The organism is Pseudomonas sp. B21-023 (genome assembly GCF_024749165.1).
Lineage (GTDB): Bacteria > Pseudomonadota > Gammaproteobacteria > Pseudomonadales > Pseudomonadaceae > Aquipseudomonas.
Window position 1 is genome coordinate 2,200,342 of sequence record NZ_CP087190.1, and the last position, 14,511, is coordinate 2,214,852.

At 63.3% G+C, this 14,511-nt stretch carries 18 protein-coding genes; 10 read left to right on the forward strand and 8 right to left on the reverse strand.

Annotated elements, in window-relative coordinates:
* Nucleotides 1-41 precede the first annotated feature (41 nt).
* The 3 genes from LOY42_RS10085 to LOY42_RS10095 are packed head-to-tail and all read right to left on the reverse strand — an operon-like array spanning nt 42 to nt 2,681.
* Nucleotides 42-1,793, reverse strand: coding sequence for a S8 family serine peptidase (locus tag LOY42_RS10085; protein WP_408981069.1), 1,752 nt, complete (start codon nt 1,791-1,793; stop codon nt 42-44).
* A gap of 55 nt (nt 1,794-1,848) precedes the next feature.
* Nucleotides 1,849-2,232, reverse strand: a complete 384-nt coding sequence (locus LOY42_RS10090; protein ID WP_102682885.1) for a DoxX-like family protein — start codon at nt 2,230-2,232, stop codon at nt 1,849-1,851.
* The gene (locus LOY42_RS10095) at nt 2,229-2,681 is read right to left on the reverse strand and encodes a thiol-disulfide oxidoreductase DCC family protein (protein WP_139670265.1); all 453 of its coding nucleotides are present in this window, start codon (nt 2,679-2,681) and stop codon (nt 2,229-2,231) included. The genes LOY42_RS10090 and LOY42_RS10095 overlap by 4 nt, the downstream gene beginning before the upstream one ends.
* Nucleotides 2,682-2,835: 154 nt before the next feature.
* On the opposite strand from LOY42_RS10095, the gene LOY42_RS10100 reads away from it, so the two are divergent.
* Nucleotides 2,836-3,039, forward strand: coding sequence for a DUF1289 domain-containing protein (locus LOY42_RS10100; protein WP_046855125.1), 204 nt, complete (start codon nt 2,836-2,838; stop codon nt 3,037-3,039).
* Here LOY42_RS10100 and LOY42_RS10105 read toward each other — a convergent pair.
* Nucleotides 3,026-3,706, reverse strand: coding sequence for a phytanoyl-CoA dioxygenase family protein (locus LOY42_RS10105; RefSeq protein WP_258600459.1), 681 nt, complete (start codon nt 3,704-3,706; stop codon nt 3,026-3,028). The two genes, LOY42_RS10100 and LOY42_RS10105, sit on opposite strands and share 14 nt — an antisense overlap.
* 281 nt (nt 3,707-3,987) lie before the next feature.
* Between LOY42_RS10105 and LOY42_RS10110 the strand changes: the two genes are divergently transcribed.
* The 4 genes from LOY42_RS10110 (at nt 3,988) to LOY42_RS10125 (ending at nt 7,210) form a co-directional block, all read left to right on the forward strand.
* Entirely contained in the window at nt 3,988-4,332 is a 345-nt protein-coding gene (locus LOY42_RS10110) for a hypothetical protein (RefSeq protein ID WP_023630028.1), read from the forward strand.
* A 129-nt stretch (nt 4,333-4,461) separates the two neighbouring features.
* The gene (locus LOY42_RS10115; RefSeq protein ID WP_258600461.1) at nt 4,462-6,660 is read left to right on the forward strand and encodes an OsmC domain/YcaO domain-containing protein; all 2,199 of its coding nucleotides are present in this window, start codon (nt 4,462-4,464) and stop codon (nt 6,658-6,660) included.
* Nucleotides 6,661-6,879: 219 nt separating this feature from the next.
* Nucleotides 6,880-7,023: a hypothetical protein gene (locus LOY42_RS10120; protein WP_023630030.1), complete on the forward strand. Its 144-nt coding sequence runs from the start codon at nt 6,880-6,882 to the stop codon at nt 7,021-7,023.
* A gap of 49 nt (nt 7,024-7,072) precedes the next feature.
* Entirely contained in the window at nt 7,073-7,210 is a 138-nt protein-coding gene (locus LOY42_RS10125) for a hypothetical protein (protein WP_102682880.1), read from the forward strand.
* Between the two features lie 94 nt (nt 7,211-7,304).
* Here LOY42_RS10125 and LOY42_RS10130 read toward each other — a convergent pair whose 3' ends face one another.
* From LOY42_RS10130 to LOY42_RS10145, 4 genes are all read right to left on the reverse strand, one after another.
* Nucleotides 7,305-7,805 carry a cysteine hydrolase family protein gene (locus LOY42_RS10130; RefSeq protein ID WP_139670271.1) on the reverse strand — a complete coding sequence of 167 codons (501 nt, stop codon included), beginning with the start codon at nt 7,803-7,805 and terminating at the stop codon, nt 7,305-7,307.
* Nucleotides 7,806-7,896: 91 nt separating this feature from the next.
* Nucleotides 7,897-8,970 carry a nitronate monooxygenase family protein gene (locus LOY42_RS10135; RefSeq protein ID WP_139670273.1) on the reverse strand — a complete coding sequence of 358 codons (1,074 nt, stop codon included), beginning with the start codon at nt 8,968-8,970 and terminating at the stop codon, nt 7,897-7,899.
* A gap of 35 nt (nt 8,971-9,005) precedes the next feature.
* Nucleotides 9,006-9,176, reverse strand: a complete 171-nt coding sequence (locus LOY42_RS10140; RefSeq protein ID WP_258600464.1) for a hypothetical protein — start codon at nt 9,174-9,176, stop codon at nt 9,006-9,008.
* A 7-nt stretch (nt 9,177-9,183) separates the two neighbouring features.
* A complete protein-coding gene (locus LOY42_RS10145; protein ID WP_046855131.1) occupies nt 9,184-9,486 on the reverse strand; it encodes a DUF1883 domain-containing protein in 303 nt (100 codons plus the stop codon).
* Nucleotides 9,487-9,647: 161 nt separating this feature from the next.
* Here LOY42_RS10145 and LOY42_RS10150 point away from each other — a divergent pair, with 161 nt between their 5' ends.
* The 5 genes from LOY42_RS10150 (at nt 9,648) to gorA (ending at nt 14,266) form a co-directional block, all read left to right on the forward strand.
* Nucleotides 9,648-10,007, forward strand: coding sequence for a hypothetical protein (locus LOY42_RS10150; RefSeq protein WP_258600466.1), 360 nt, complete (start codon nt 9,648-9,650; stop codon nt 10,005-10,007).
* A gap of 145 nt (nt 10,008-10,152) precedes the next feature.
* The gene (locus LOY42_RS10155) at nt 10,153-10,803 is read left to right on the forward strand and encodes a cytochrome c (protein ID WP_102682877.1); all 651 of its coding nucleotides are present in this window, start codon (nt 10,153-10,155) and stop codon (nt 10,801-10,803) included.
* Nucleotides 10,800-11,714, forward strand: a complete 915-nt coding sequence (locus tag LOY42_RS10160) for a c-type cytochrome (protein ID WP_258600468.1) — start codon at nt 10,800-10,802, stop codon at nt 11,712-11,714. Before LOY42_RS10155 ends, LOY42_RS10160 begins: the two co-directional genes overlap by 4 nt.
* Nucleotides 11,715-11,946: 232 nt before the next feature.
* The gene (gene galU, locus LOY42_RS10165) at nt 11,947-12,786 is read left to right on the forward strand and encodes a UTP--glucose-1-phosphate uridylyltransferase GalU (RefSeq protein ID WP_023631140.1); all 840 of its coding nucleotides are present in this window, start codon (nt 11,947-11,949) and stop codon (nt 12,784-12,786) included.
* Nucleotides 12,787-12,910: 124 nt separating this feature from the next.
* On the forward strand, nt 12,911-14,266 hold the full coding sequence (gorA, locus tag LOY42_RS10170) for a glutathione-disulfide reductase (RefSeq protein WP_258600470.1): 1,356 nt from the start codon (nt 12,911-12,913) through the stop codon (nt 14,264-14,266).
* The last annotated feature ends 245 nt before the right edge of the window (nt 14,267-14,511 follow it).

Below are 14,511 nucleotides of genomic sequence, written 5' to 3' on the forward strand. Positions count from 1 at the left end.
CTATCTTGATGATGCTTGTGCACCTGCCCATCGAAATCCTGTCAGCGCACCCGCTCACGGCTTTTCAGCGCGAGGTCGAGGGCCTTTCGCATGTCCAGCCGCGCCGACCGCCCGACATCCTTGTCACCGAGCTGATAGTTGCGCTCCGACGGCAGGATGGGCGCGGTGAGGTCCTCGGCATCCATCCGTTCGAAGTCGTGCTGGTCACCGATGCTCATGGCACTGCGGCGCAACAGCATGCGCACCTGTTCGGGCTGCAGGTTCGGGTTGATCGACAACATCGCCGCCACCAGGCCCGTGACCATCGGCGTGGCATAGGAGGTACCGCAATGCACTGCGCCGGGTTGCCCTGCTTCGAGGGTCGAGGCGTGGGTGCAGGCGGCTGCGGTGATGTCCACACGCATGTCCATGTTCGAGCTGCTGCGCCTGACGGCAAAGGCCGGGTCGTCCACGTCGCGCTCGACACCCTCGGCGCGCTGGTGGCCGCCGACCACCAGCAACTGCTCGGTGATGAACGAGGAGGGCAGGCGGTATTCGTCGGTGCCGGCAAAGGTCGAGCCATTGCCGGCGGAGTTCACCACCAGCACATCGGGGTGCGACTTGCGCAGCCAGAGGAAGAATTCTTCCAGCAATTCCTCATAGCCGCCCATGGCAAGGCCTGAGCGCAACAGGGAGTCGACTTCGTCACCCTCGGCGTTTCGAGTACCGACACGGTGGATGCCCCAGCTCCAGTTGAGCACGCGCACGCCGTCCTCGACGAGGTTGACCGAGGCCGCGATATTGGCGGTGATACCCGCATCGGAGTTGCGCTCGACGATGACCTCGAAACCGCCGCTGGCCGGTTCCAGGCCGCGCAGGAAACCGGTGTTGCCGCCATTGTCCCAGCCGGCGGCAAGAATGCCGGCGACCGTGCTGCCATGAGAGTCAGGTTGTTCGGCATCGCGGGCATACAGGCATGTGCGGGGAATGGCGCAGGCACCGAGGTAATCGACAAAGTCCGGGCTGTCGAAGTCGACATCGCGCTCGATCAGCCCAATGCGCAACGGCTGTGGCTGGAGGACAGTCTGCTGCCCAGGCAGGCGTCGGCGGTAGAAATCGACCGCGTCGAGGAAGCGGTTCGCCGCCCACTCGTCAGAGTCCCCGGGCGGGGCGTGCGTGCGTTCGTGTTCGGCCTGTTCCGGCGCCGACTCTTCGATCACCACCGCATCCACGCTGGCCTCGCTGCCCAGGCGCAACACCAAGGCATCGCGTTGCTCCAGATTGCGTGCCGGCAGGCGCAACTGATAGAGGTTCAGCGGCGCAATGCTGCCGACGACGCTGGCCCCGTATTTGCCTGCCAGGCGTTCGGCCTCCTGACGACCATCATGGTGCTCCTCGATCAACAGGCTCACCAGGTTCACATACGTGGTCAGACCGTCCATGTTCCTGGCCACCTCGTCTGGCCCTGCGGCCAGTACGTGACTGTTGCGCAGTGTCAGCCATACGGCGTTGCTGGTGCGCGTGCCATATTCAAGCCAGAGCGGACCGCTTTGCCGCTCGCTGCTGTCCAGCCGCAGGCGTAGCCGGTCGCCTTCGCGCGCCACCGCGCTGGAGGGGATCGCCTTGTTGCCGAGTTTCAGTGTCGGCGGCTGGGGGCTCAGCCCGTGGACGGTCAGGCACCAGTCCTGGCGCCGGGTGTCCAGCAGGTCACCGCAACGTTTCAGGCTTTCGATACGCAAGCCTTCCGACGCCTGTGCCATTGCGCCTGCGAGCAGCATGAACAGGGTGGTGAAGGCGGCGAGCGCTGCGGCCATGGGTGGTTTCCTTGTTGAGGGCCTCCAGTTCCGACTGCTGCGCAGGGCGCTTCGTTCAGCGGTCAGGGGTATGGCCCTGCCTTGAGGTCCACGCCACGGCGCACAGTGTCATGCCCGCCACGTTCAGCGAGACCGGGTTGAAGGCATCCACCAGCATCGACGGTTGCATCACCGCCACATCCACCAGCAGCCCAAGCAGAACGCCCGCGGCGACCAGCAACGGCCAGGCCAGGCTCGGCATCAACAGCAGTGCGGCGAGCACCAGTTCGGCTATGCCGGCAACTTGTGACAACCAGGCTGCATGCCCGAGTCCGTGCGCCTGCAGCAGCAGTTGCTCACCGGGGCTGAGGAGCAACAGCTTGGGCACCAGCCCGTGGTAGGCGAAGATGAACGCCAGGCTGGCGCGCGCCAGCCAGTGCACCTGGCACAGGCGGTTCATGGCTGGCCCTGGAGAAAGCGTCGCTGGTGGTCTGGGCTCGGCAGCAGGCATTGGTCATGCTTGCCGAACAGGCGATAGCGATTGAGTGCCACGCGATCGTACAGCCAGTCCCGTAGTCCCTGCGGGCAGATGCGCAGTACCCGCAACAGCGGCCAGGCGCCGGGCAGCTGCCGGACGATTTCGAAAAACGCCGCGGAGCGCACCCAGCAGTGCTGGTCACGGATCACCGCCATGGTGTCGAACGCCGTTATCGGCAGGCCCGCCCAGGCGAGCAACGCCTGGCCTTGCGCTGACTGCACCGTGGCCAGGCGTATGTGTTGATGGCGATCATGGCGGATCACGAATTTCGCCCAGCCGTTGCACAGCTTGCATACGCCGTCGAACAGCAGGACGGTTTCCCCTGGCGCGAGCAGTGGCGCAGGGGTGGGGCGTTTCAGAGCAGCGGGCATGGCTTGATTCCGTTCAGGCGGTGGGGCGGTATTCTATAGCGTTCAGGCAGGCGAAGGCGCCTGCACGCGCAACGGGTGGATCACCTGCACATGCCCTGGCCTGCACCCTGTAGGTCGAAGCCGGTATGATACGCCCCCGCCAGCGGAGTGCCTCATGGCCAAAGACATCGACAACCCTTGCGTTTCGCTATGCCAGCTCAACAGTGAACTGTGCGTCAGCTGTGGCCGGACCCGGGACGAGATCCGCAAATGGCGCGGCATGAAGCGCCCGGAGAAGATGGCGACCGTGCAGCGCGCGGCGGCGCGGATGAAGGCTATCGTCAAGAAGAACGCCAAGCGCCAGGTCATGGCGTCGTGAACGGGTAGTCCGAGGGTTCGAAGCGTTCGTGCGTGTCCATTTGGACGCCACGCAGATGCGCGGTTTCCTCAAATACGGCATACAGCGGGTCGGCGGCATAACCGATCAGCAGCGCGCGACGCGGTGCACCGCTGACGTTCAGGCTGCCGGCATGTACCAGGTCCACATCGAACACCAGGGCGTCGCCCGCTCGCCCGGCAAGCTGGACGCTGCGTGATTCATCACTGAAGTCGAAAGGTGGCGCGTGCGGGGCAGGTCGATGGCTGCCGGGGACGATACGGGTGGCACCGTTGTCCGGGCCGTAATCATCCAGGTAGACCATCACCCCCACCGTGTCGCCCGGGCGCTGCGCCGACAGGTCACGGTGCAGGCGCTGATGGCCACCCCCGGCAACGGGGGTGCGCCCCTCGACCTGGTAGAGGAAGAACCGTTCGCCGATCAACGCGCCAACCGCTGCCAGCACGTGCGGCAAGCGGCAAACGGCCTGCACCGCTGCTGCGCCATCCAGTTGCGCATGACGCCAGTCCCCCGCGCGGGGCACCGGCCAGAGCTCCGAGGGTTTCACCCCGGCCTCGAACACCCGACGCAGCTCGTCCAGCCATTGTGCCGGGATCGCTTGGCGGAGCAGGGCATAGCCCGCCTGGTGGAGCTGTTGGTGATGGGGCATGGCACTCCCGCTTTCCCTGTCAGTCGTGTGTTGGCCAAGGGTAGTGAGCCTGGTCGGCTTTTGCGAGCGCCACGGTAGCGTGCACTTGGCCAATCACTTCTAGGGTCTGTACGAAATGTGTCTGCGCGAAGGCCAGACAAGGCGAAACGGGGGGAGGAAGCGGAGTGTACTGGAGTACATGAGCATTCCGAGCCCCGTTTCAACGCAGTATGGGCGAGTGCAGATACATTTCGTACAGAGCCTAGACTTGCGTACATCACCTGTATCCGTGGGAGAGGCCCATGCGCAGACTCTGGCAAAAGTACCTGGCACTGCTCGACGCCGACCTCAGCGCCAAGGTATTCGACAACTTGAAGAACCTGCTGGTGTGCGCGCTGCTGTTCGCCGCAGGCACCGAGGCGATTCACGGTGACCAGCAGATCCTGCTGGGCTTGTGGGTGTCGAGTTTTACCGGCTGGGGGCTGATCCTGGTATCGGCACTGTTGTTGCTGCTGAACGTCAGCGATACCTTGCACCGGCTGGCCAAGCTGCCTTATCACACGGCGCTGCAGGTGATCCTGTGTTTGCTTTACCTGGTGCTGGCTTCGCGGGTGGTCGAGATCGTGTGGAGCTTTCGGGCGGAGTAGGGGCTGGCGAAGCCATGAAAGAGGTCCGCGCGACCCATTGCGGCTCGTCCGGCGGTATGCCAAGACATTCACCGGCGAATCCCGGATAATACCCGCCATTTTCCGCCCCGCTTCCTGGTACCCCCTCGCATGGAAATCAAGGTCAATTTTCTCGACAACCTCCGTCTCGAAGCCAAGTTCGACGACTTCACGGTGATCGCCGACCAGCCGATCCGCTACAAAGGTGACGGCTCGGCCCCGGGGCCGTTCGACTACTTCCTGGCCTCGTCGGCCCTGTGCGCGGCGTACTTCGTCAAGCTGTACTGCCAGACCCGCGACATTCCGACCGAGAATATCCGCCTGTCGCAGAACAACATCGTCGACCCCGAGAACCGCTACAACCAGATCTTCAAGATCCAGGTCGAGCTGCCCGAGGACATCTCCGAGAAGGACCGCCAGGGCATCCTGCGCTCCATCGACCGCTGCACCGTGAAGAAAGTGGTGCAGACCGGCCCCGAGTTCATCATCGAGGAGGTCGACAACCTCGACGCCGACGCCCAGGCATTGCTGATGCCGGTGTCGGACACCACCACCTACATCCCCGGCAAGGACCTGCCGCTGGAGCAGACCATCGCCAACATGTCTGCCCTGCTGGCGGAGCTGGGGATGAAGATCGAGATTGCCTCGTGGCGCAACATCGTGCCCAACGTCTGGTCGCTGCACGTACGCGACGCGCAGTCGCCGATGTGCTTTACCAACGGCAAGGGCGCGACCAAGGAAGCGGCGCTGGCCTCGGCGCTGGGTGAGTTCATCGAGCGCTTGAACTGCAACTTCTTCTACAACGACCAGTTCTGGGGCGAGGACATCGCCAACGCCGCGTTCGTGCACTACCCCAACGAGCAGTGGTTCAAGCCTGGGCCCAAGGACGCGCTGCCGGCCGAGATCCTCGATGATTACTGCCTTGAGATCTTCAACCCCGACGGCGAGCTGCGCGGCTCGCACCTGTACGACACCAATTCGGGCAACAAGGAGCGCGGTATCTGCTCGCTGCCGTTCGTGCGCCAGTCGGACGGCGAGACGGTGTACTTCCCGTCCAACCTGATCGAGAACCTGTACCTGAGCAATGGCATGAGCGCCGGCAACACCCTGGCCGAGGCGCAGGTGCAGTGCCTGTCGGAGATCTTCGAGCGGGCAGTCAAGCGCGAGATCCTCGAAGGCGAGCTGTGCCTGCCGGACGTGCCGCAGGAGGTACTGGCCAAGTACCCGGGCATCGTCGCCGGCATCCAGGGGCTGGAGGAGCAGGGCTTCCCGGTGCTGGTCAAGGACGCGTCGCTGGGCGGTGAGTTCCCGGTGATGTGCGTGACCCTGATGAACCCGCGCACCGGCGGCGTGTTCGCTTCGTTCGGTGCCCACCCCAGCTTCGAGGTGGCGCTGGAACGCAGCCTCACCGAACTGCTTCAGGGCCGCAGCTTCGAGGGCCTGAACGATCTGCCGCAGCCGACCTTCGACAGCCTTGCGCTGACCGAGCCGAACAACTTCGTCGAGCACTTCATCGACTCCAGCGGCGTGGTGTCGTGGCGCTTCTTCAGCGCCAAGGCCGACTTCGAGTTCGTCGAGTGGGACTTCTCGGGCCACGGCGAGGACTCCAACCAGCAGGAGGCGCAGACGCTGTTCGGCATCCTCGAGGACCTGGGCAAGGAGGTGTACATGGCCGTGTACGACGACCTCGGCGCCACCGCCTGCCGCATCCTGGTGCCGGGCTATTCGGAGATCTACCCGGTCGAGGACCTGATCTGGGACAACACCAACCGGGCGCTGGGTTTCCGTGCCGACATCCTCAACCTGCACAAGCTGGACAACCGTTCGCTGAAGCTGCTGCTCAAGCGTCTGGACAATGCCGAGGTGGACGACTACACCACCATCACCACGCTGATCGGTGTCGAGTTCGACGACAACACGGTGTGGGGCCAGCTGACCATCCTCGAGCTGAAACTGCTGATTCACCTGGTGCTGCAGCGCTTCGAGGACGCCAAGGAACTGGTCGAGATGTTCCTGCAGTTCAACGACAACACCGTCGAGCGCGGGCTGTTCTACCAGGCGCTGAACGTGGTGCTGGAGGTGGTGCTGGACGATGATCTGGAGATGGCCGACTACGAGGCCAACTTCCGTCGCATGTTCGGCAACGAGCGGATGGACGCGGTGCTGGGCTCGGTGGATGGCAGCGTGCGTTTCCATGGCTTGACCCCGACCAGCATGAAGCTCGAGGGGCTGGACCGCCACCTGCGCCTGGTCGAGAGCTACAAGAAGCTGCATGCCGCACGGGCGAGGGCGGCTGGGTTGTACAACTGATCACGTCTTGAATGGCAAGGGCCGCGCAAAGCGGCCCTTTCTTTTTCGATCAGCGTCCTGCACGGTTCGTGTTTAATCCTTGCCGCTTTACCGACCTTCAGCTGCGACGATGCACCACAGTTGCGCACTGAACAGCGTTGGTCTTAGCTGTTGCGGGCCCGGCGAGCGGTTGTCGCCCGTCGGGGAAGGATTGTCAGGGATAGACCCAAGGAGAGTTGGATGAACAGGAAAATGCTGGCAGGCGCGATACTGCTGTGGATGTGCTCGATGACGGCGCAGGCCGATTGCGCGGTGCTGGGGCCGTGGGAGGACCCTTGTGCCGGCCCGGTGCTGGGCCCGACGACCTGCGTGTGCGAGCGCTGATCACCGCGAAGGTGCAGGGAAGAATCAATCATTGACCAGGAGTTTACCCATGAAGAAAGTCATGTTGGCTGTACTGCTGCTGTGGGGCTTTTCCGTGACGGCCCAGGCGTCGTGCCCGGTATTCGGCCCAGGCGAAGACCCTTGCGCGGGGCCTGTGTTCGGGCCTTCTACCTGCGAGTGCCCTTGATCTCATGGCCGTCTGAGACGACAGGCGCGAGCTTGCGCGACGGATAACGGGCGAAACTCAGGCCGGGCTGGTTGCGCAGCGATCACTACGTGTTTCAGGGGCTTGGAACATCTCGATGATCGTGCAGCCCGGCCAGTACCTCGGCGGCAGTGGTGACGTGGCCGAAATGGTGCTTCCACAGGTCGATGCCCAACTGCCCGGAGCGGTCCAGCGAAGAGCCCATGGTCAGGTCGGTGACCAGTGTCGGGGTAAGGCCCGCATCGAACAGGGCGAAGCCTGCGGCCAGCACGCAGGTCTCGGTCTGCAGCCCGCAGACCAGCACCCGCTCGACGCCGAGGCTTTTGATGTGGTCGAGGGTCTCGGCGGTCTGGCCGTAACCATGCTTGACGAACACCTTGTCCGCCTCGACCAGGGCCACGTCCTCGCTGGCCGGGTGCCAACCGAGCTGGCGCTGGAAAGGCGTGACCTGCTCGTCGTGCAGCTCGATCGAGGCGATGGTGGGGATATGCGCCGACAGCACGCGGATGCCATCCACCAGTTTCTCGGAGGGGCTGAAGGTGGATTGCACATCGACGATGAGCAGGACTTGCTGCATGGTGGCTTTCCGGGCGAGGTTCGAAGGCTGGCGAGTATACCGCCGCACGCCGGTTTTTTGCGGCAAGGGGCTCTCTATGAACGTGTCGCGTTCACCGGACAAGCCGATTCAGGGCCTCACCTGCAATTTCGCGGGTCAGTTTCTCTGCGCCCAGGTGCCTTCCCAGGCGTAACGCCTGCCCGGCCCACAGGTTGCTGAAATCACTGTTGCCTTGCGGGTCGCTGATTGCGCGCAGAGGCATGAGCGCGCCGCCGGCCAACGGGAAGCGTGGGGCCAGGGCGCTCATCGGGCCTAGCTCGCGCATGAGGCGGTTGTTGATGCCGCGGGCCGGGCGGCCGGTGAACAGGTTGGTCAGCGCGGTATCGCTGGCGGAGGCGCTGTCCAGGGCGTGGCGGTGCGCAGGTGAGACCTTGGCCTCGGGGCAGAACAGGTAGGCGGTGCCGATCTGCACCGCCGAGGCGCCCAGGGCCAGGGCGGCAAGCAGGCCGCGGTGATCAGCCACGCCGCCTGCCGCGATCACCGGCAGGCTCACCGCGTCGACGATCTGCGGCACCAGGGCGAAGGTGCCGATCTGGCTGGTGATGTCGCTGCTGAGGAACATGCCGCGATGGCCGCCGGCTTCATAGCCCATGGCGATGATCGCGTCGCAGCCATGCTGTTCCAGCCAGATCGCTTCCTCCACCGTGGTGGCGCTGGACAGCACCTTGGCACCTGCCGCCTTGACCCGCTCCAGCAGCGCCGGCGCTGGCAGGCCGAAGTGGAAGCTGACCACTTCCGGGCGCAGTTCCTCCACCAGCTTGCAGCTTTGTTCGTCAAAGGGCGCGCGATTGGACACCGGCGTCGGCGCCTCGAAGTCCGCGCCGACTTCCTCGTAGAAGGGCTTTAGCGCCTGTTTCCAGCGAGCGTCTTGCTCGGGGTCTGGCGCCGGCGGTTGGTGGCAGAAGAAGTTCAGGTTGAGCGGACCCTGGCAGGCGCTGCGAAAGGCTTCGATCTCGCCACGCAGCTGCTCGCTGGAGAGCATGGCGCAGGGCAGGGCGCCCAGGCCTCCGGCATGACCGACGGCAATGGCCATGGCTGAGCCGGTGGCGCCGGCCATGGGCGCCTGGAGGATAGGCAGCTCGATGTTCAGCAGGTCGAGGATGCGGCGGTCTGGCCAGGTGCTCATGGGCGACTCCTTGAGTGCGGTGGGATCCAGAGTGGCTACAGGGCCTTGCTGACCTGGATGTCGCTGATCTTGTCGGCGTCGTCGCCATGGATCTTGCGCAGGGCTTCCTGCGCCTGCGCCATGGAAGCGTCGGTCATCAGGGCGAAATCCCAGCGGCGTTCGCTGTCGAGCTTGTACTTGATCACGTACTTGATGGTCTGGGTCATGCTGGTCTCATCCGAGTTTCGACGACGAGCGACGAATGATCTTGATCTTGTGGGTCAGGGTTGGCTTGCGCGTCACGGAGATTGGGCGGGTGGTCACGGTGTCGATGGTGATGTTCCAGAAACCGGTGCTGGGTACGGTGATCTTTGCCGGGAATTTCTCGAAGTGGCCGCCGTGGTAGGTATGCCGGCCGCCATTCTTGAAACTGCGGAAGTTGGCGTCGTTCATCAGGCGGATGTTGCAGCGCTGGGAACACTCGATGACGACGATGTCGTCCTCGTTCAGGTGTTCGCGCTGGTGTACGAATTTCATGGGGCGCTCCGCAAGGATTGTTTCTGCAAACGCGAAAGATATCACGATGTGAGGTTACACTTGCGCCCGGGCTGACCAAGCCAAGGAGATTTCCGCCAGACGTGGGAGCAAAAACGCCTGGACGTGGTCAGAGGATGACTTTGAAGTTGGAGAGTGTGTGCATGAAATGGGTAGTAGCGGCAGCGGTGCTGGCATTGGGAGGCTGTGTCAGCGTGACGGAACTCGAGCAGTCCCACGCCACCTTGGACGTGATCTCTGGCAAGACGCCACGTGAATACGCCGACTGCGTGAAGCGCAAGCTGGCTGAAACGCGCGATCCGTTGCAAGAGGAGGTGCGTGGAGAAAACCTGCGCCTGACCGTGCCGCAGAAGCTGACGGTTGGCGTGGGCCCGGCGGCGCTGCTCGATATCGACAAGCGCGGCAGCGGCAGCGCGATCAAGGTCTACGAGCGGTTGAACAACTTCCCGCTGCGCCTGGGCGATGTGCGCACGGCCGCCACCCAATGCATCTCCGGTTCTTGATCCAGCTCAGTTAATCGGCAATTAGCTGGCGTATTGCCATTTTCCTTCCCGGCGGCACGTTGTCGCAGGCCGGGGAATAGGCCTAGTATTTCTGGGCTTATATCGTTTGAGCCTAAGCTTATAACAAGGAAATGGAGCCTCCGTGATGAAACCCCTGAGCCATGTCGTGATCGGCAGCCTGCTGATCTTGGCCTGGCCCTCGGCGCACGCTGCCGACGGCCAGAAAATCTTCAACCAGGGCGGGCAGAATCCCGCCGCCATGGCCTGCCTGGGCTGCCATGGCGCGGACGGCAAAGGCATCGCCGCCGCCGGCTTTCCCCGCCTTGCCGGCCTGCCCGCCGGCTATCTGAGCAAGCAATTGCAGGACTTTCGCAGTGGCAGCCGCAAGCAGGCGGTGATGGAGCCGCTGGCCAAGGCCCTGGACGATACGGAAATCGAAGCGATCAGCGCCTATTTGGCCAAGCTGCCGGCCGATGCCGCACCTGACACGCGGCGTCAGCAGATCACCACCGATCCGGTGGCCCGCCTGGCCATCTACGGCGACTGGAGCCGCAAGATTCCCGGTTGCGTGCAGTGCCATGGCCCGGGTGGCAGCGGTGTCGGCGAGCACTTCCCGCCGTTGGCCGGGCAGCCGGCCAGCTACCTGGTGGCACAGCTCAACGCCTGGCGCGATGGTAGCCGCAGCAACGACCCCAACCAGCTGATGGTCGATGTCGCCAAAGCGATGACCGATGCCGAGGTCAAGGCAGTTGCCGACTACTTCGCACAGCCGGCAAGCCAGGAGGTCAAGCCATGAAGACCCTTATGCCAACCCTGCTGCTGCTGGCCATGGGCACTGCCCAGGCCGCCCCTATTGCCATGGAAGACCAGTCCCAGCTCAAGGTGCTGGGCGTGCAGGCCGCCCCGCAATTCGTGCCGCCCGCGGAAAGCGCCATCCCGGACAACGCCTTCGGCAAGATGGTCCGCGAAGGGCATGCGCTGTTCGTCGATACTCGCAGGCTGATGCCCGAAGCCGTCGGCAATGGCCTGAACTGCAGCAACTGCCACCTCGACCAGGGCCGCCTGTTCCATTCCGCGCCGCTTTGGGGCGCCTATCCGATGTACCCCGCGTACCGCAAGAAAAACGACAAGGTCAACACCTTCGCCGAACGTATCCAGGGCTGTTTCAGCTTCAGCATGAACGGCAAGCCGCCGGCGGCCGACAGCCCGCAGATGACCGCGCTGAGTGTGTATGCCTACTGGTTGTCGACCCAGGCGCCGACGGGGGTGGAGATCGCCGGTCGCGGCTATCCGGAAGTGCCGAAGCCCAAGGATGGCTACGACTTCAAGCGCGGCAAGCAGGTGTATGACGAACAATGCGCGATCTGCCACGGCGGCAACGGCGAAGGGCAGAAGGTGGCCGGGGAGTACGTGATGCCGCCGCTGTGGGGCAAGGACTCGTACAACTGGGGCGCCGGCATGCACCGGATCAACACGGCGGCGTCGTTCATCAAGTACAACATGCCGTTGGGCAAGCCTGGCAGCCTGAGCGACCAGCAGGCCTGGGACGTGGCAGCCTGGATCAATCGCCATGAGCGGCCGCAGGATCCGCGCCTGGTCGAAGGCTCGATCGAGAAGACCCGGCTGAAGTTCCATGCCAATGACGGGGTCAACCTGTATGGGCAGAAAGTCGATGGCGTGTTGATCGGGCAGGGGATCGGCGGTTGAGCTGAAACCCTCGCGGGGCAAGCCCGTTCCCACGCCCGGCAAGGGACGATCGTGGGGGCGGACCCGTCCCGCCATGACGCCGCCAGGCGCTTAAAATTCACGGTCTTCAGGAACTATCTACACTGGAATATCTCTATGATGGCATCGGCCAGCGCGGGGGGCATTGTAAGGTGACCGCCGCCTGATTAGACTGCGCCGAATTTCGTACGCAAAGCCCTTGTTAAGGACGTATATGATCAAGAAATGCTTGTTCCCGGCAGCCGGTTACGGCACCCGCTTCCTGCCCGCTACCAAAGCCATGCCCAAGGAAATGCTGCCGGTGGTCAACAAGCCACTGATCCAGTATGGCGTTGAAGAAGCGCTGGACGCTGGCCTCAGCGAGATCTCCATCGTCACCGGCCGTGGCAAGCGCGCCCTGGAAGACCACTTCGACATCAGCTACGAGCTGGAAAACCAGATCAAGGGCACCGACAAGGAGAAGTACCTGGTCGGCATCCGTCGCCTGCTCGACGAGTGCTCGTTCTCCTACACCCGCCAGACCGAAATGAAAGGCCTGGGCCACGCGATCCTGACCGGCCGCCCGCTGATCGGCGACGAGCCATTCGCCGTGGTGCTGGCCGACGACCTGTGCGTCAACCCGGAAGGTGACGGCGTATTGACCCAGATGGTCAAGCTGTTCAAGCAGTACCGCTGCTCGATCGTTGCCATCCAGGAAGTCGACCCGCAGGAAACCAACAAGTACGGTGTGATCGCCGGCGAAATGATCCGTGACGACATCTACCGCGTGACCAACATGGTCGAGAAGCCGAAGCCGGAAGATGCACCGTCGAACCTGGCGATCATCGGTCGCTACATCCTGACTCCGGACATCTTCGACATCATCGCCAACACCGAACCTGGCAAGGGCGGCGAGATCCAGATCACCGACGCCCTGCTGCAACAGGCCAAGGATGGCTGCGTGATCGCCTACAAGTTCAAGGGCAAGCGTTTCGACTGCGGTGGCGCCGAGGGTTACATCGACGCGACCAACTTCTGCTTCGAGAACTACTACAAGACTGGCAAGGCGTACTAAGCCACAAGCTTTAAGCTTCAAGCGGCAAGAACCGGCGCGCGTCTGCTTGTACTTGTCGCTTGACGCTTGCAGCTAGCCACGAAAAGAGCCACCCTCGGGTGGCTTTTTTTGTGGAGTCTGGAAAGTGGCCTACGATTTTGATCTGTTCGTGATTGGCGCCGGTTCCGGCGGTGTGCGCGCGGCGCGATTCGCCGCGGGCTTCGGTGCCAAGGTGGCGGTGGCCGAGAGCCGTTACCTGGGGGGCACCTGCGTCAATGTCGGCTGTGTGCCGAAGAAACTGCTGGTGTACGGCGCCCATGTGGCCGACGAGCTGGAACAGGCCGCCGGCTTCGGTTGGACCCTCGAGGAGGGGCATTTCGACTGGGGTACGTTGATCGCCAACAAGAACCGCGAGATCGAGCGCCTCAACGGCATCTATCGCAACTTGCTGGTCAACAGTGGCGTCACCCTGCTGCAGGGACATGCCCGGATCACCGGCGCCAATGAAGTAGAGGTCGAGGGCCAGCGCTACACGGCGGCCACCATTCTGATCGCCACCGGTGGCTGGCCACAGGTGCCCGACATCCCCGGCAAGGAGCTGGCGATCACCTCCAACGAAGCCTTCTACCTCAAGGCATTGCCACGTCGCGTGCTGGTAGTGGGTGGTGGCTATATCGCCGTTGAGTTCGCCGGTATCTTCCAGGGTCTGGGCGCCGCTACCACGCTGCTGTATCGCGGCGACCTGTTCCTGCGCGGTTTCGACGGTTCGGTGCGCACGCACCTGAAGGAAGAGCTGGAAAAGCGCGGCATGGATCTTCAGTTCAACGCCGATATCCAGCGCATCGACAAACTCGACGACGGCAGCCTCAAGGCTACCCTCAAGGATGGTCGCGAGCTGGTGGCCGATTGCATCTTCTACGCCACCGGGCGGCGGCCGATGCTGGACAACCTGGGCCTGGAAAACACCGGGGTGGAGCTGGATCCGCGTGGTTTCATCCGTGTCGATGAGCAGCTCCAGACCACCGAGCCATCGATCCTTGCCATCGGTGATGTGATCGGCCGGGTGCAGCTGACACCGGTGGCCCTGGCCGAAGGCATGGCCGTGGCCCGACGTCTGTTCAAGCCTGAGCAGTACCGCCCTGTCGATTACCAGAACATCCCGACAGCAGTGTTCAGCCAGCCGCCGATCGGTACTGTGGGCCTGACCGAGGAGCAGGCGCTGGCCGCCGGGCACAAGGTGCAGATCTTCGAGAGCCGCTTCCGGGCGATGAAGCTGACCCTCACCGACATCCAGGAGAAGACCTTGATGAAGCTGGTGGTCGATGCCGAGACCGACAAGGTGCTGGGCTGCCACATGGTCGGCCCGGATGCCGGTGAAATCATCCAGGGGCTGGGGATCGCCCTGAAGGCCGGCGCGACCAAGCAGCAGTTCGACGAGACCATCGGCGTGCACCCGACCGCCGCCGAAGAGTTTGTGACCATGCGTACCGTCACTCGCTGATACGCCTTATCGCGGGGCAAGCCCGCTCCCACGCCAGTTATCGCCGGGCGTGGGAGCGGGCTTGCCCTGCGATGCTTTTGACCCCGCGCAATCCTTTGCTCAGCCCAATCCCTTCTATTAATAATCACGCCTTATAGCCAAAACCAATCGCGAGCATGAGCTTTGCCAATGAGCCTTTAACGGGACCAACGGTTAGGATTCTCTCCGTCAACTGATTTCAACCCATTGAAATTCAATCCATGAAG

Excerpts from the sequence above, each read along its gene's own strand:
- LOY42_RS10085 (WP_408981069.1), bottom strand. The coding sequence starts at position 1,793 with ATGGCCGCAGCGCTCGCCGCCTTCACCACCCTGTTCATGCTGCTCGCA.
- LOY42_RS10090 (WP_102682885.1), bottom strand. The coding sequence starts at position 2,232 with ATGAACCGCCTGTGCCAGGTGCACTGGCTGGCGCGCGCCAGCCTGGCG.
- LOY42_RS10095 (WP_139670265.1), bottom strand. The coding sequence starts at position 2,681 with ATGCCCGCTGCTCTGAAACGCCCCACCCCTGCGCCACTGCTCGCGCCA.
- LOY42_RS10100 (WP_046855125.1), top strand. The coding sequence starts at position 2,836 with ATGGCCAAAGACATCGACAACCCTTGCGTTTCGCTATGCCAGCTCAAC.
- LOY42_RS10105 (WP_258600459.1), bottom strand. The coding sequence starts at position 3,706 with ATGCCCCATCACCAACAGCTCCACCAGGCGGGCTATGCCCTGCTCCGC.
- LOY42_RS10110 (WP_023630028.1), top strand. The coding sequence starts at position 3,988 with ATGCGCAGACTCTGGCAAAAGTACCTGGCACTGCTCGACGCCGACCTC.
- LOY42_RS10115 (WP_258600461.1), top strand. The coding sequence starts at position 4,462 with ATGGAAATCAAGGTCAATTTTCTCGACAACCTCCGTCTCGAAGCCAAG.
- LOY42_RS10120 (WP_023630030.1), top strand. The coding sequence starts at position 6,880 with ATGAACAGGAAAATGCTGGCAGGCGCGATACTGCTGTGGATGTGCTCG.
- LOY42_RS10125 (WP_102682880.1), top strand. The coding sequence starts at position 7,073 with ATGAAGAAAGTCATGTTGGCTGTACTGCTGCTGTGGGGCTTTTCCGTG.
- LOY42_RS10130 (WP_139670271.1), bottom strand. The coding sequence starts at position 7,805 with ATGCAGCAAGTCCTGCTCATCGTCGATGTGCAATCCACCTTCAGCCCC.
- LOY42_RS10135 (WP_139670273.1), bottom strand. The coding sequence starts at position 8,970 with ATGAGCACCTGGCCAGACCGCCGCATCCTCGACCTGCTGAACATCGAG.
- LOY42_RS10140 (WP_258600464.1), bottom strand. The coding sequence starts at position 9,176 with ATGACCCAGACCATCAAGTACGTGATCAAGTACAAGCTCGACAGCGAA.
- LOY42_RS10145 (WP_046855131.1), bottom strand. The coding sequence starts at position 9,486 with ATGAAATTCGTACACCAGCGCGAACACCTGAACGAGGACGACATCGTC.
- LOY42_RS10150 (WP_258600466.1), top strand. The coding sequence starts at position 9,648 with ATGAAATGGGTAGTAGCGGCAGCGGTGCTGGCATTGGGAGGCTGTGTC.
- LOY42_RS10155 (WP_102682877.1), top strand. The coding sequence starts at position 10,153 with ATGAAACCCCTGAGCCATGTCGTGATCGGCAGCCTGCTGATCTTGGCC.
- LOY42_RS10160 (WP_258600468.1), top strand. The coding sequence starts at position 10,800 with ATGAAGACCCTTATGCCAACCCTGCTGCTGCTGGCCATGGGCACTGCC.
- galU (WP_023631140.1), top strand. The coding sequence starts at position 11,947 with ATGATCAAGAAATGCTTGTTCCCGGCAGCCGGTTACGGCACCCGCTTC.